Raw genomic sequence first — 14,920 nt, forward strand, 5'->3', positions numbered from 1 at the left:
ACCTGGCCATATAAAAATGCCAGGTTTTTTCATATTTAAAGGGACTTTTTTAGAATCTATATAATTAATTTTTTACTTTTGTATAAAGTTGACTAAAAATAGATTAAGTTGAATTTATTTAAGAGGATTGTAAACAAACTTACCAGCCAGCCTGAGGAGAGTGAAAAAGAAAGTCTGGAGAAACTCGGGGATTCGCTGAAAAATGCGGATCTCGACTATAAGTTTGCACAGCTGTTTACGCATTCCGGTGGATTTTTCAATTACTGTGCGGATGAGGCGGAGGCGCTGCAGACTTTGCATCAGATCATCAAGATAGAAGGCATCAGCAATGTTTTCTGTTGGGATAAAGAATTGCAGAGTTTTTTGAACGTCATTAAGACTTCATGCACATCAGAGCTTGAAGCGTCCAACGATGCTGCTTTCATTACCTGTGAGTATCTTATTGCTTATGATGGCAGGATCATGCTTTCCCATAACAATATCCTTCACTATCACTCATCGAGGCTGCCTTCAAAAATAATTATCATTGCTAATGTATCACAGATTGTGAACAATCTTAATGATGCTATGGGAAAGATCAAAAGAAACGGGAATATCAAGAATCTTACTTCGATCAGCGGCAGCCAGTCTAAAATGGACCATTCTTCAGGATCTGCCACGAAATTATTTTTACTGCTGCTTGAAGATTAGCGCAACTTACTAAACTGTAAATTTTGGACAAAAATCTTATTCAAAGAACCCTTTCGGGCATCGTATATGTGGCAGTTATTATTTTCTGCACCAGTCCGGTAGGTGCTTATCTTCTTAACAGCATTTCTCCAGAACCGGTAAAACAGCAATACCTGTATTATGGAATGATAACACTGTTTCTCGCAGTGAGCTCATGGGAATGTTTTAAGATCATGAAATTTGGTGACGGCTACGAAAGATGGGCAGTATGGCCACTTATCATCTTCATTTTTTATATTTTCTCCAAACGGTATTTCCAGTACGGCTTCTTCTTCGACTTCAGGCTGAGTGAGCTTCTTGCCATTCTCCTGGTCCTTATTGCGGTAGTTACCTTATTTAAATACCCCAATGAACTTTATTACGACAGCGGTAAACTAATCTTTACCGTGATCTATATTGCCCTCCCATTCTGTTTTGCCCTCGGGCTCCCAAAATTTTCCAGTTATAATGATCATTTCTCCCTTGAGGTAATGTTCTTGTTCATCCTGATCTGGAGCAGTGATACTTTTGCCTATCTGGTTGGAAAATTCTTTGGGAAACATAAGATGGCGCCTAAAATTTCACCTAAAAAAACCTGGGAAGGATATGCCGGCGGTGTGATCCTTACGCTTGTTCTTTCCTACTTTATTGAGCACTACCAGCCAGGCTTGCGAGGGAACTGGATGGTGGTAGGTTTTCTTATTGCCGCTTTTGCGCCGGTAGGAGACCTGGTAGAGAGCCAGCTGAAAAGGAATTTTGGGGTAAAAGACAGCGGGAATATTATTCCGGGACATGGAGGTTTATTGGACAGACTGGATAGTTTCCTGATCTGTGTGCCTGTTGTATATTTGTATTTTATATTAGAAAAATTTATATAGCTCATGAAATTACATAGAGAGTCAAAAGGAACTATAACAGTAGCTACGCTGCTTTTCATTATCATCAGTGCAGCAGCGATCTATTTTCTTGAGATATGGTCATTATTGGTTATTATGCCATTGCTGGTTATTTACAGCTTGGTGTTCTGGTTTTTCCGGGTTCCGAACCGTGAAATTCTTGAACACAGGGAGAATGTAGTGGCTCCTGTGGATGGCAAAGTAGTTATGATTAAAGAAGTAGATGAAAATGAGTTCCTTAATGAAAGGGCTATCCAGGTTTCCATTTTCATGTCACCGCTGAATGTGCACATTTGCCGTTATCCCGTTTCAGGAAAGGTGATTTATAAAAAGTACCATCCCGGAAAGTATCTGGTAGCCTGGCATGAGAAGTCATCTACTGATAATGAAAGGACGACCGTTGCTGTAGAAAGCTTAACCCAGCATAAAGTTGTTTTCAGGCAGATTGCAGGGTATGTAGCCAGAAGGATTGTTTTCTATTGTAATGAAGGCGATGAAGCTAAAGCAGGACATGAATTCGGATTCATTAAATTCGGCTCCAGGATGGATATCTTCCTTCCGCTGGATACTGAGATTATCTGTAAGATCGGAGATATTACCAAAGGCGGTCTGGATGTCATTGCCCGAATGAAAGATTATTAAAATCATTATGATATAATACAAAGAGGAAAGCTAATTTCCTCTTTTTTTATTCTATACCTTATCATAATTTGCATTGTATAAGGATTGGGATTTATATATTAATTGATTTATAATTATCTTAAATTTATCAAATTGTTTGTATATTTGAATTTTAATTAAATAATATGCAAATAATTTAGTGTATGAAAAAACTGTTACTTCCTTTTTTAATCATTTTTTCTTTATTTAAATCACAAACTACCATCAATGTCTTTTCTCAGGTAGTATTTTATGACGGCTATGCCAATACGGTTACTCAGCCGGTACCCGCCAATACCATTAGGCTGGCTAATTACCGCTATACGAGAAAGCTGACAGATGCTGAACTGAACAGCTTTCAGAATAAAATTACCCTTAATGTGACTATTGGTGCTTTGTGTGACAATTATGACAGGATAGGGGGAGTGCATATTGCACTGGTTCCTAAAGGGCAGGCTTCTTATACGCTTAACGATACTCAGGTTAAAAGGTTTGAAGTTGGAAGATACATCACCCCTTTCATGAATAAAAATATTTCTCCTACGGAAGTTCCGTATTCCTATGAGGTGAACAACCTCTACTCGGTTTTTAGTAATACGGCCTTGAGGAATATGTATGATATCTGGGTGGAACTGGATGTCTTTGGCGTTCCGTATGCGGCCAATACGCAAGTGTCGGGATGTTCGGGAAGGAGTGATGTGTTCGCCGGGACTTTAACGTTTGTTACTTCCAATGATTCTACGATCACTAATAATTTTAATACGGTTCTTCCGATGCTGGACTCCAGTCCGCTGAATAACTATAATAATACGGATGTTGCAGGTGAAACCGTTCGTCTTGTTAACTTTAACCTTACGCAAACGGCTTCCAATCCTAAATTTTTTATTGTTTCAACACCTCATGGTGCCGGAACAAACGGAGAAGAATATGTGAGACGGCAGAATTACGTTTCTCTTGATAATACTCAGGTGCTCACGTTTACTCCGGGAGGAAAATCCTGCGAACCTTACAGGGTGTATAACACGCAAGGAAATGGAATTTACGGATCTACTCCTAAGAGTGCTGCATGGTGGACAAGTTGGAATAACTGGTGTCCTGGGGATTCTGTTCCAATCAGAAGCTTTACACTGACATCCTTATCTGCAGGAAGCCATATCCTTAAATATGAAGTGCCTTCTGCAGAGTTTTACAATCAAGACGGGCAGATTGTATTGTCCATGTACATGCAGAGCCAGAACCAGAATTTATCGGTAAAAGATGTTTCCACTACAGATGTTTCCATCTATCCTAATCCTACAGCAGATTATGTAATGGTGAAAGGGCAGAAAAAAGTGAAGTTAATTTCTGTTTTCTCAACAGATGGCAGGAAGCTTTCGGAAACAGCAGGATCTAGGGCTGATCTGACGGCTTATCCTGCAGGAACTTATGTGCTGGATATTACCCTGGAGAATGGTATCCGGTTTAGTCATAAGATCATTAAAAAATAATCCTGTAATAAGGATATAAAGAATCTGGCGCGACAAAGTCGCGCCAGATTCTTTATTGTATTTTAATTGAAATTCTGTAGTTCTACCAGTTTGTTGTACATGCCTTTCTTGTTGATCAGCTCATGATGGGTTCCCTGCTCTATTATGTTTCCTTTTTCCATAACGATAATCCAGTCAGCTTTCTGAATAGTGGAAAGGCGGTGGGCAATTACGAGAGACGTCCGGTTTTCCATCATCTTTTCCAAGGCATCCTGAACGAAGCGTTCAGATTCCGTATCCAGTGAAGAGGTTGCTTCATCCAGAATCATGATCGGAGGGTTTTTAAGGACAGCCCTTGCAATAGAGATCCTTTGCTTCTGGCCTCCGGAAAGTTTTCCCCCCGGCTTCGCCGATATTGGTGTCATACTGCTTCGGCAAATCCATAATGAAGTCATGTGCGTTAGCCACTTTAGCGGCAGCCTGGATTTCTTCCAGTGATGCATCCGGTTTACCGAGTGAAATATTGTTCCGGATAGAATCGTTAAACAGGATGTTATCCTGGGTAACCAGCCCGAAAAGTTTCCTGTAGCTGGACAGTTTTATCTTTTTGATATTTTCACCGTCTACCAGGATCTCACCTTTGTTTACATCGTAAAAACGCGTGATCAGATTGGTGATGGTACTTTTTCCGCTCCCGCTCTGTCCTACCAGCGCAATGGTTTTTCCTTTAGGAATAGAAATGGAGAAATTTTTAAGGATTTCCTTCTCTTCGTATCCGAAAGTAATGTTCCTGAATTCTACACTCTGCTCGAAATCCTTTATTTCTTTGGCATCTGTCACTTCTTTGATGTGGAAATCTGCATCCAGGATTTCAAAAATCCTTTTAGCCGAAACTTCACCTTTCTGAAGATTGGAAATAGCGGAAGACAAGGCCTTTAGAGGCTGTAATATAGTATAAAATAAAGCGATATATGTAATGAACTCACTTCCAGACAACCCTTTTCCTTGTATCGCGAGCCGCCCGCCGAAATAGACGATCATACCGATGGTAATAGCTCCCAGAAGCTCACTTACCGGAGAGGCAAGTGCTTTCTTTTTAAAAAGGCGCAAAGATAAATGCCTGATGGTATTCAAAACCTCATCAAACCTTTTCTTAATTTGTGGCGAAGCATCAAAGATTTTAATGATTTTCAGCCCTACCAGGGTTTCATCCACGAAAGAATACATTTTCCCCAGTTCGTTCTGTGCTTCACCGGTGTCTTTTTTAAGGCTTTTTCCGATAATGGATATCAGTGTACCCATGATAGGAAAAACGATCAGTGTAAAGATGGTAAGCTCGAAATTGGAATACAACAGATACCCCATGGTAATAATAATCACGATAGGAGACCGTATAATATCAATTAAGCTGTTTAAAATATTGGATTCCACTTCTCCCACGTCGGAAGTAATTCTTGCGAAAACATCCCCTTTCCTTGAATTGGTGAAGAATGATACCGGAAGTTCAAGGATCTTATCATGAAGCTTGATCCTGAAATCCCTGGAAACACCGGTTCTGGAAAAAGTAAGGTAGAATTCTGACAGGTAGCTGAAGATGTTTCTCAGGAAAAACATCGTAATAAACAATATGCAGGTGATCAGAAGTATATATTCCGGCCCTTTTTCTACCTGCAACTGCTGGATATAATAGTTAAAGCTGTCTTTCAGGAATTTTGCGGCACTCGAAATCCCGTTATACACAGGCTGAGCTTCAATTTTTTCCGTTTCTTTATCAAACAGGATATTCAATACAGGCATGAAGAAAAGCATGGCAATGATATTGAATAAAGCGTAAAGAATATTAAAAAAAATACCGGCTGCAATAGATTTTTTGTAAGGAAGTATCTGGTCTATTGCTCGTTTATAATAACTCATTAAATTTTTAGATTAATCAGACAAAAGTAAGGAAAATTAATACATCAGACGTTTCTAATCCAGTTTTACTTTATTGTTGTATTGCGGACTGAAGTTTGAAGGAGTCAGTTTTTCCAGCGTTTTCGCAAGGTTATTGATGATTTTCGTCAGGTTGGTAAAGTCAACAACAGAGACATCATCATTCTCATGGTGGTAATGTTTTGCTTTTGTCATATCCACCGTTGAAAAAGAGTGGGCGATGATCTTCTTCTTTACAAAGCTTACATTATCTGAACGGTAAAACAGCTGCTGTACGGCATAAGGATCCGGATAGATCTTCAGTCCGTTTTCAGCATTCTTATTGAACAACTCATCAAGATCTGAAAATTCATCACCGGTCATAAAAAGTGCATTTTTTCCGAAAGCTGATTCCGTTGCCACCATTTCAAAATTGAAAAGAGCGGTCATATGGTCGTAGATATAGTCCAGATTCTTATTGGCTGCAATGGCTCTTGACCCGAGCATCCCTTTTTCTTCCCCGTTAAAAGCCATGAAAACCATTGAGAATTCAGGTTTCTTATTTTTAAAGTAATCGGCGATGCCGATCAGGGTGGTAATTCCGCTGGCATCATCATCGGCGCCGTTATAGATATGGTCCTTTGGATTTTTACTTATCCCGATATGGTCGAAATGCCCTGAAAATCCAAGGTACTCCGGATTCGTACCCTTTTTTATGCCACATACATTATAGGCTGTTTTCCCCTTATATTCAAATGGAACAAGGTAAGAGCTTCCTGTACAATATTCAAGGTTGTTTTCTTTAAAAAGTTTGGCAATATAATTTGCTGCAGCTTCATTCTCCGGTGTCCCGATTTCACGGCCCTTCATTTCATCTGATGCCAGTGTTGAAAGTATGGTCTGCACTTTTTCCTGGCTTACCTCTTGGGCGAACATGGATACAGAGAAAAAAGAAAAAGCAAGATAAGTTAGTTTCTTCATGAAGTCAAATTTTCATTAATCTGTCGCATTATCAACGTAAATGTTGCACACAAGTAAAAAATACTTTTGAAAAAGCTTTAATAAGGAAACAGCAGGACATAAAAAAACAGCTTCTGTTTAGAAGCTGTTCTCACTCAAAAAATCGTTGTAATGCTATCGGAGCCTGTCTACAGATTTTACGAGCCTCTCATCTTTTTTGATGTATGCATTTGCAATTAGCAAACAGATAATCGCCATCAATGAAAAAAACGGCTCAATACCCTTCTCAGGAAACTGAATTCCTCCGGATAAGTTAAGCAACCAGTACACCAATAAGCCAATCAACAAAACGTTTATAATAATGCTGACTCTATTCAGCAAGATTTGTCTTTTTCTGTTGTTGAAACTGAAAATACTCAGTACGCCTGTGATTACAAGGACTACACATGCTACATCAATGACGGGTATATTGCCTGCAACAGCAACATCCTGCCCTGTGATGAAAAGAAATACGGCAGCCAGAACTGCCAGGAAAATCCATATGGTCTGTATTCTTTGTAACATTGAAAGTAAATTCCAGGCAAAAGTAACATAAATTTTGCACAATTCAAAAATTAGTGTAGATTTGCACTATACAATGTATACCTGAAAACAAAAGTCACCGGACTTACTTTTCTTACTCACAATTAATTACATTTTTACATAAAATATGTTTAACATCGAAACGTTAAGGTCAAAATCCGTAACGGAGTTGACTAAAATCTTAAAGGATTTGGGCGTTAAAGTAGCAAGAAACAGCAATGAAAATGATAAAATATTTGCTATTCTTGACTATCAGGCTTCCAATCCAAAGGTAGCCAAAGATTATTTCAATGCTACGGAAGCTCCTTCAAACACTGAAGAAAAACCAGCGGAGAAAACCGAAAAGGCCCCTGCCAGAAAGACCACTGCGAAGAAGACGGCAACCAAATCCAAACCGGAAGCTAAAACAGCCGCCAAACAAGATAAAGAAAAAACGGAGGATACAGCACCTGTTTCTGAAGAACCCAAACAGGAAGAACCTAAAGCGGAACCTGCTGAGCCCATTGCAGAAGAACCTGCGGCAACGGCAGCAAGAAAAAAAAGAAAAAGGGTCTCCACAGCGAATACCAACGCAGAACCTTCACAGGAAAGACCGGAAACTCCTAAAACTACAGAATCCCAGGAGTCTGTTCCAGCAGAAGAAAAGCCTCAGAATCCTCAAGCTCAGGCTCGTCCGCAGAAAGGACAACACAATAATCAACACAATAACGGAAATCAGAACCGGAACCAAAATCCTAACCATAACCAGCATCAGAACCAAAATCAGAATAAGCAGCAACAGCAGCAGCATTCTGAAAGAAGTGAAGAACAACCACACCAGGAACAGAAAAAAGAATTCAGTTTCGATGGAATGGTAAGCATAGAAGGTGTTCTGGAAATCCTTCCTGACAACTACGGATTCCTGCGTTCATCAGATTTCAGCTACATTTCTTCTCCGGATGATGTGTATGTTTCTACTGCTCAGATCAGGAATTACGGATTAAAGACAGGAGATACGGTAAGAGGAATCGTAAGGTTGCCAAAAGAAGGGGAGAAATATTTTTCCCTGCTAAGGCCTACAGAAGTTAACGGACGGGATCTGGCATTCATCAAGGACCGCGTTGCCTTTGAATACCTCACGCCGCTTTTCCCGGAAGAAAAATTTAATCTGGCAGGAAATAATTCCACCATGTCCACAAGAATTGTGGATTTAATTGCCCCTATCGGAAAAGGGCAGCGGGCAATGATCGTTGCACAGCCGAAAACAGGTAAAACCATGTTGCTGAAAGATATCGCTAATTCTATAGCAGCCAACCATCCTGAAGTATACATGATGGTCCTTCTGATCGATGAACGTCCGGAAGAGGTAACTGATATGGAGAGAAGCGTTAATGCTGAAGTGATTGCATCTACCTTTGATGAAGCGGCTGAAAAGCATGTGAAGGTAGCCAATCTCGTTCTGGCAAAGGCACAGAGAATGGTAGAATGCGGACATGATGTGGTAATTTTGCTGGATTCCATTACCAGGCTGGCAAGAGCATACAATACGGTTACGCCTGCATCCGGAAAGGTACTTTCAGGAGGGGTGGACGCCAATGCACTTCACAAACCGAAAAGGTTCTTCGGGGCCGCAAGGAAGATTGAAGGAGGAGGATCTCTAACGATTATTGCAACGGCCCTTATCGACACCGGTTCCAAAATGGATGAAGTGATCTTTGAAGAATTCAAAGGAACAGGGAATATGGAACTTCAGCTGGACAGGAAAATTGCCAACAGAAGAATTTACCCTGCCATTGACCTGGTGGCTTCCAGTACCCGTAGAGACGATCTGCTGCTGGATGAAACCACTTCCCAAAGAATGTGGATTCTCAGAAAATACCTGTCTGAAATGAATCCGGTGGAAGCGATGGAGTTTGTCAGCAAAAATATCAGAGGAACATTGAATAATGAAGAGTTCCTGATGTCCATGAACAAGTAAATTATCAGTTTATATAATTGAGAAGCGCAGGCCCTGAAAGGCCTGCGCTTTTTCATTTCACACCAAAGAATTTTCCACTCAAATTTTCAATGTTAAAGATTTATTAAAGTAATTTCATTTTTTGATATTCGGGCAATAAATGGTTAAATTTGAGTAATAACATTAAAAATTAAAATTATGTCATTTCAATTACCATCACTAGGATACGCTTATGACGCATTGGAACCAACAATAGATGCGAAAACTATGGAAATCCACCATACAAAACACCATCAGGCATATATTGATAATCTGAATAAAGCTATCGAAGGCACAGATCTGGAAGGAAAGACCATTGAAGAAATCTGCAAGACCGGAACAGATAAGCCAGCAGTAAGAAATAATGGCGGAGGACATTTTAACCATACCCTTTTCTGGCAAATCCTGACTCCGGGAGGAAGCAAGGAGCCTGTAGGAAATGTAAAATCAGCTATTGAAGCTTACGGAGGTTTTGAAAAATTCAAGACAGATTTTTCTGAAGCAGCAAAAACCAGATTCGGTTCAGGTTGGGCATGGCTGGTCAAAAATGAAGATGGTTCTGTTTCCGTTACTTCTACGCCTAATCAGGATAATCCGCTTATGCCTGTAGCAGATGCTAAAGGAACTCCTGTATTAGGGTTGGATGTTTGGGAGCATGCGTACTACCTGAACTACCAGAACAGAAGACCTGATTACGTTACAGCATTCTTTAATGTGGTTAACTGGGATAAGGTAGAAGAATTATTCAACAAATAATTGTTAGTAAAATAGATAAGAAAAGAGTCCGTCTCACAACTAGTGAAAACGGACTTTTTTTATGATTTTTTTCGACCTCCTGTCGGAGAATGGTTTTCATACAGGCGATTCTCAATCCACATCATTGAGTTGTGAGACTAACTCTTTTTTATTACTTTCTATTTAATAATGATAGCCTTTGAGATATGTCTTTTCTCTAAATTAATTTTTAGGACATAACTTCCTTGCAATATATTCTGAACATCTATTTGTAAAGAATTACCTCTTAAGACAGATTTTCCGGACCTATCATATAAATCCCATGAAATAACCTTTTCCTTCCCTGGTTCTATATTAATATAGGTCGAGGTAGGATTTGGAGATATTTTAACATCAGAATTGATACTCTTAATTTCATTTCTATTTTTCGAATTATCTTGCTGAATTCTCGAACTAAAGTTGTCCTCATCGCAACGTTCAATATACGCATGAAATAGTCCGGTATTATATCCAGTTACATAAAACCCAGGTTCTAGCGATATCAAATAACCTGCTTTAAAATTTACAGTGTGATCAGGGTTAATAATAGAGTAAGAAGTTATGCAACACGAAGCCTGATAGTTTACAGAATTATTAATAGTTTGATCAGACTGGAAGACTATCTCTTCGTAGCATGGAGTAGGACAATTTTTAAATGAGACATCTGGTCCTGGTGGATTTGTATTATTTACAGTTAGTGTCTGTGTAACTCCATTAATAGTGTAATTCAAGATGCCTCTAATATTGAATTGCGTATTATTGTTTGAACCTGACGGATAGAAATCAGAATAATCAAGATTGGTAGAAAAGAAACCGCCGGGTGCAGCATTAATGACCTTTGTAGTGATAATATTATTAGACATATCTGAAACCTGTAATGTTACGTTAGTAAAAGAGGCATTAGAAGGTAAAGTAATATTACCTGAAACAGGAAGAGGAAATTTTGGACAGCCACTAGGCAAAGGGTTTAGTGTTATGCTGGGATTAAATGCTGGTGAAGGACAATCGAATCCGCAGAAATCATCAAAATAGCCGTAGCCCCAATGACCTCCTTGCCCACAATCACTCAAAGTAATTTCTAAGGTTACAGTTTGTCCCATGTATCTAGCTGTATTGATATTTTCACAAAGCCAATTAGTGAAAAGTACACCATTGGAATTTGTAAAGAGGGGATTAGATGGATTTGCCATTACATTCCTGTAAAAAATTACTTGATTATTGCTATTGAACAATCTTACCTGATAGTATGGATTTGTGTTACCAGTTACATGGCTATTTCCTCCGTTTTCTAACACTAAGGCGAATGCAAAACTTATGGAATTTTCATTTACTACAAATGTCCTTCTCATTCTGGTAACAAAATAAAAGTCGCCCTGGTTGCCGAGAATAGAATTACCTAATCTTATGGCATGAGTACCATTATTAATTCTTGGGATACCTACGATAGGATCATTAATTGAGTTATCAACAAGGGTCGCTTTTGCTGTAGGACCAGGTGTAATAGCGGTGCCTGGGTTGTTATTAAATGCGCTCCATGCCGGCGCTGCAATTTGATTAGAAGTAAAACTATAGCCAAATGTTGATCCTCCATCGGCTTCAAAACCCCCGTTGACGCATTGTTGTAAAATACGTGCAGAATAAAGTTTTAGTTTCTCAGGATTCTTTTCAAAATAGAAATTTCTTAATCTTTCCTTTTTTGCATATGATAATGCATTTTGATAGGCAGAGCCGGTCAATGGTTGGTCATTTTCATCTTTAATTTGATTAACATTATTTGTTACTTCTGTAAAATCATACGTGTCCATATTTTGACTGATGAAATTATCAATCTCAACTTCTGTATCATTCACATTAGCAAGGCGGATCTGTTCATTCTGGATATATTGCTGCTCGTAACTTTGCGCAGTAATTTCTATTAAGCAAAAACACAGCATTATAATGAGTGAAATTTTTTTCATAGAACTGTTTTTTATTATTTACTTAGTTCTATTTTGATTTTCCAAGGCCTCAATTCTTTTCTGCTGTTCTTTGATTAATTTATTTTGTTCAATGGTATACAGGGTCAGTTCTTCAATTTTCTGAAGAAGTTTAATCTGGAATTCTCCTACATTTACTCCTTCCTTTTCCATCTGTTTTGCAGAGGCAATTTCTGGTAAATGCTTTTTTTCCTTAATATGTTTTTCCACATCTTCTAATTTTGCAAGAGCATAGTCTTCCTCAAAGACAAAATCCGCAGTTGGAGTTAAGGTTACTTTAATTTCCTTAGCTTCTATTTTGGCATTCACTCTCATGTTATCTGCAAAGGAAGACTTTCCGTTTACATCTAATTTATATTGAGGGGTAGATGTTCCTATTCCCACATTACCTGAATCATCTATCCGCACTCTTTCGGTGGAAACTGTATTAAGGCTCAATCCAAAATATCCGGATAAAGAAACTCCCGGACCATAATTACCCGAAGATCCTATAGGATATATTCCTAATAATGATAGTCCATAATTTGAAATTTCATTGGTCTTATCAGTCGCATTAAAAGCTATATTTAAAATACCACTTCCTGTGGAATTGATATCTCCCTGAACGTGTAACTTCGAATTTGGAGCCGATGTACCGATTCCAACATTTCCTGTTGAAGAATTAGAGGTGGCGGGAGCACCATTTGGAGAATAAAGTTGTGCAGATAATACTGCCGATGTGAAAATTGCTAAGAGTAAAATTTGTTTTTTCATTTTTTATTTATCTAAAGTTTGAATTTCTGTTTATATAAAATAGGTAATGATCAATCTAAGAGTGTAATAAATTGATTAGCTGATAGATTCATTGTTTCAATCTATAGTTAGTCAGAATAACCTATTGTGAAAAAGTCAAGAATTACAAAAGGTAATAGAAAGTATTAAGGAAAAATTTATCAAAGATAAAGTTTGTTTTTTTCATGAATATAGTTTTTTACTGATTGAAGATTTTTTCTAATTTTCGACAACAAATCTAAGAAAATTTCTGAATAATTATTCAAATATATTGTGAATTTTATCTAAAAAAATTGTTAATAATTGTAATATATACAGTGATTGTCTACATAAGGTAATAATAATTATTGTTTTGGATATGGTAAATAAAAAAGGTTCAGTGTTATGCTGAACCTTTTTTATTACCTCTGGAAGACGTCGCTTCCGCTTAATCCGTTCATACGCAATCCATATTTCCAGTTGACGTAGGCAAAAACCTGGTATAGCTTATATTCAAATTTCAGCCCGTACTTTTCCCTTGGATCATAGTCGATGGAAGATTCAATGACATTCCTGTACCTTCCGGAGTGGTAATACGAATTCCATTCATTCACCAGCAGTGTATTACGGCTTTTCAGAGAGGCCTCCGAATATTGATTCATAGGTTTGGCGACTGCATTCAGAAAATAATCGAATTGCGTATCCATAACTGTGAGGTCCCATTCTCCGTCTTCATTTTTGGACGGCTTCATTTCCGTTTTCTCCTTATCGCTTTTAGTGTCAGCCTGCGCAGAACAGCTGAAAGGGATCAATGCTATAATGATGATAAGTAGTATATGCTTCATAGGATAAAGGTACAAAAAAAGCACCCTGATGGAGTGCCTTATATTTATGGTTCTTTCTGAAGAATGACAAATGCCGGAAAATGGTCGCTGAATCCTCCGGTAAACTGATCTCCGTTCCAGGACCTAGAAAGGATATCCTTTGTAATTTCCTTCTTTGTTGACCAGGTAAGCCGGTGCAAAGATTTCAGCTTTATATACGGAGTATTCTTTGGTTACCTGATCTGAAATCAGGTTTTTGGAAACGATAATCTGGTCAAAAAGGTTAGGCGCATCCTGATACGCCAGGGAAGCGACTCCTTTTTTATACAAAGGGTACATCAGGTTAAGATACGGATTGGTATCATTAAGGTCTTTGGGATTGGCCTGGGCTTTCAGGTAATTTTTTAAGCTCGAACTTACAGGATCATCGTTAAAGTCTCCCATAGCGAAAAGCTTGGTGGAAGGATCTGCTGCTCTTACACTGTCCATTTGCTGCTTCAGCAAAGCTGCGGCGGCATTTCTTTTCGGTAGTGATGCGGCTTCACCTCCTCTTCTTGATGGCCAATGGTTCATGAAAAATGCTACTTTTTCATTATCCAGGAAGCCGGTAACAACTAGGATATCCCTGGTGTATTCTCTTTTTCCTTCCTCATTAAATATTTTCAGCTCTTTTTTCAAAGTGTTGGTAGGAGTAAATCTTCTCTTCTGGTAGATCAATGCTACATCAATCCCCCTGTAATCATAGGAATTATAATGAATGATGCCGTAATCATATTTAGCAAGAGCCGGCTGCTTGATGAGGTCTTCAATAACCTGTCTGTTTTCTACCTCAATAAGCCCTACCACTGCTGGAGCCGTTTTGGTGTATTGGGCACCAAGCTCGGAAATGACTTTGGCTTCGTTGACCAGTTTGGTTCTGTATACTCTGGAATTATAGTTTTTGGCACTATGCGGAGTAAACTCGTCTGATCCTCCCTGGTATCGCACTACTTTTTTTCCCTGTAATAAGCCGTCACTCCATTCCCCGTCATACTTTTCTGCTTGCAGGAACTTTACCGAATCTAAAGGGATGCTTCTGTGAAAAGCCGGATTTTTTCTGTCTTTGGTCCCGTCTATGTAATCAGCAGATCTGATGGTATCAAAAAGGTTTTCAACATTCAGAAAACCTACAGCAGCAACTTTTCTCAATTTGCCCTGCTGTGCAAAAGCTATTACGGAAAAGATAACAGCCCATAAACTTAAAAGTCTTCTCATCCTATTGGAATATTAAATTATTTAATCGACAAATGTAGCAATTTTGAGATTCAATCCGTTTTAATTATTTGTGAACGGAAGGCATCTGATGCCTGTTATTTTTATATAATGAATCTTAAAAGTTTGCAATGTTAAGGAAAAATAATGTGGAAAAGGTTGTAAATTACAAATTTTGATTAAATTT

At 38.5% G+C, this 14,920-nt stretch carries 11 protein-coding genes and 2 pseudogenes; 6 read left to right on the top strand and 7 right to left on the bottom strand.

The window, feature by feature from the left end; genetic code table 11:
* The first annotated feature begins 108 nt into the window (after positions 1 to 108).
* The 4 genes from QE404_RS17660 (at position 109) to QE404_RS17675 (ending at position 3,751) form a co-directional block, all read left to right on the top strand.
* Positions 109 to 690 carry an LUD domain-containing protein gene (locus QE404_RS17660; protein ID WP_307452740.1) on the top strand — a complete coding sequence of 194 codons (582 nt, stop codon included), beginning with the start codon at positions 109 to 111 and terminating at the stop codon, positions 688 to 690.
* Between the two features lie 23 nt (positions 691 to 713).
* Positions 714 to 1,586 carry a phosphatidate cytidylyltransferase gene (locus tag QE404_RS17665; RefSeq protein WP_307452741.1) on the top strand — a complete coding sequence of 291 codons (873 nt, stop codon included), beginning with the start codon at positions 714 to 716 and terminating at the stop codon, positions 1,584 to 1,586.
* Between the two features lie 3 nt (positions 1,587 to 1,589).
* Complete coding sequence (locus QE404_RS17670) at positions 1,590 to 2,246, top strand: phosphatidylserine decarboxylase family protein (RefSeq protein ID WP_307452743.1); 657 nt, start codon at positions 1,590 to 1,592, stop codon at positions 2,244 to 2,246.
* A 182-nt stretch (positions 2,247 to 2,428) separates the two neighbouring features.
* Positions 2,429 to 3,751, top strand: coding sequence for a peptide-N-glycosidase F-related protein (locus tag QE404_RS17675; protein WP_307452744.1), 1,323 nt, complete (start codon positions 2,429 to 2,431; stop codon positions 3,749 to 3,751).
* 62 nt (positions 3,752 to 3,813) lie between these two features.
* Here the strand turns inward: QE404_RS17675 and QE404_RS17680 are convergent.
* The 3 genes and pseudogenes from QE404_RS17680 to QE404_RS17690 form a co-directional block, all read right to left on the bottom strand.
* Positions 3,814 to 5,644: pseudogene (locus tag QE404_RS17680) on the bottom strand (ABC transporter ATP-binding protein).
* Positions 5,645 to 5,698: 54 nt separating this feature from the next.
* Positions 5,699 to 6,622, bottom strand: coding sequence for a M28 family peptidase (locus QE404_RS17685; protein ID WP_307452749.1), 924 nt, complete (start codon positions 6,620 to 6,622; stop codon positions 5,699 to 5,701).
* A 153-nt stretch (positions 6,623 to 6,775) separates the two neighbouring features.
* A complete protein-coding gene (locus tag QE404_RS17690) occupies positions 6,776 to 7,165 on the bottom strand; it encodes a DUF4293 family protein (RefSeq protein ID WP_307452751.1) in 390 nt (129 codons plus the stop codon).
* A 145-nt stretch (positions 7,166 to 7,310) separates the two neighbouring features.
* Here QE404_RS17690 and rho point away from each other — a divergent pair, with 145 nt between their 5' ends.
* Both rho and QE404_RS17700 read left to right on the top strand, forming a co-directional pair.
* Positions 7,311 to 9,140, top strand: a complete 1,830-nt coding sequence (gene rho / locus QE404_RS17695) for a transcription termination factor Rho (RefSeq protein ID WP_307452752.1) — start codon at positions 7,311 to 7,313, stop codon at positions 9,138 to 9,140.
* A 177-nt stretch (positions 9,141 to 9,317) separates the two neighbouring features.
* Positions 9,318 to 9,914, top strand: coding sequence for a superoxide dismutase (locus QE404_RS17700; RefSeq protein ID WP_307452754.1), 597 nt, complete (start codon positions 9,318 to 9,320; stop codon positions 9,912 to 9,914).
* Positions 9,915 to 10,072: 158 nt separating this feature from the next.
* Here QE404_RS17700 and QE404_RS17705 read toward each other — a convergent pair whose 3' ends face one another.
* From QE404_RS17705 to QE404_RS17720, 4 genes and pseudogenes are all read right to left on the bottom strand, one after another.
* Positions 10,073 to 11,890 (bottom strand): T9SS type A sorting domain-containing protein, encoded by a 1,818-nt coding sequence (locus QE404_RS17705; protein WP_307452756.1) that lies wholly within the window; start codon positions 11,888 to 11,890, stop codon positions 10,073 to 10,075.
* A gap of 18 nt (positions 11,891 to 11,908) precedes the next feature.
* On the bottom strand, positions 11,909 to 12,661 hold the full coding sequence (locus QE404_RS17710; RefSeq protein WP_307452757.1) for a hypothetical protein: 753 nt from the start codon (positions 12,659 to 12,661) through the stop codon (positions 11,909 to 11,911).
* Between the two features lie 419 nt (positions 12,662 to 13,080).
* The gene (locus QE404_RS17715) at positions 13,081 to 13,503 is read right to left on the bottom strand and encodes a DUF6146 family protein (protein ID WP_307452759.1); all 423 of its coding nucleotides are present in this window, start codon (positions 13,501 to 13,503) and stop codon (positions 13,081 to 13,083) included.
* 44 nt (positions 13,504 to 13,547) lie between these two features.
* A pseudogene (locus tag QE404_RS17720) lies at positions 13,548 to 14,736 on the bottom strand (endonuclease/exonuclease/phosphatase family protein).
* Positions 14,737 to 14,920 lie beyond the last annotated feature (184 nt).

The organism is Chryseobacterium camelliae (assembly GCF_030818575.1).
GTDB classification, from domain to species: domain Bacteria; phylum Bacteroidota; class Bacteroidia; order Flavobacteriales; family Weeksellaceae; genus Chryseobacterium; species Chryseobacterium camelliae_A.

Bases quoted from the DNA above. Each gene is read 5' to 3' on its own strand.
- QE404_RS17670 (WP_307452743.1), top strand. From the start codon at position 1,590: ATGAAATTACATAGAGAGTCAAAAGGAACTATAACAGTAGCTACGCTG.
- QE404_RS17675 (WP_307452744.1), top strand. From the start codon at position 2,429: ATGAAAAAACTGTTACTTCCTTTTTTAATCATTTTTTCTTTATTTAAA.
- QE404_RS17685 (WP_307452749.1), bottom strand. From the start codon at position 6,622: ATGAAGAAACTAACTTATCTTGCTTTTTCTTTTTTCTCTGTATCCATG.
- QE404_RS17690 (WP_307452751.1), bottom strand. From the start codon at position 7,165: ATGTTACAAAGAATACAGACCATATGGATTTTCCTGGCAGTTCTGGCT.
- rho (WP_307452752.1), top strand. From the start codon at position 7,311: ATGTTTAACATCGAAACGTTAAGGTCAAAATCCGTAACGGAGTTGACT.
- QE404_RS17700 (WP_307452754.1), top strand. From the start codon at position 9,318: ATGTCATTTCAATTACCATCACTAGGATACGCTTATGACGCATTGGAA.
- QE404_RS17705 (WP_307452756.1), bottom strand. From the start codon at position 11,890: ATGAAAAAAATTTCACTCATTATAATGCTGTGTTTTTGCTTAATAGAA.
- QE404_RS17710 (WP_307452757.1), bottom strand. From the start codon at position 12,661: ATGAAAAAACAAATTTTACTCTTAGCAATTTTCACATCGGCAGTATTA.
- QE404_RS17715 (WP_307452759.1), bottom strand. From the start codon at position 13,503: ATGAAGCATATACTACTTATCATCATTATAGCATTGATCCCTTTCAGC.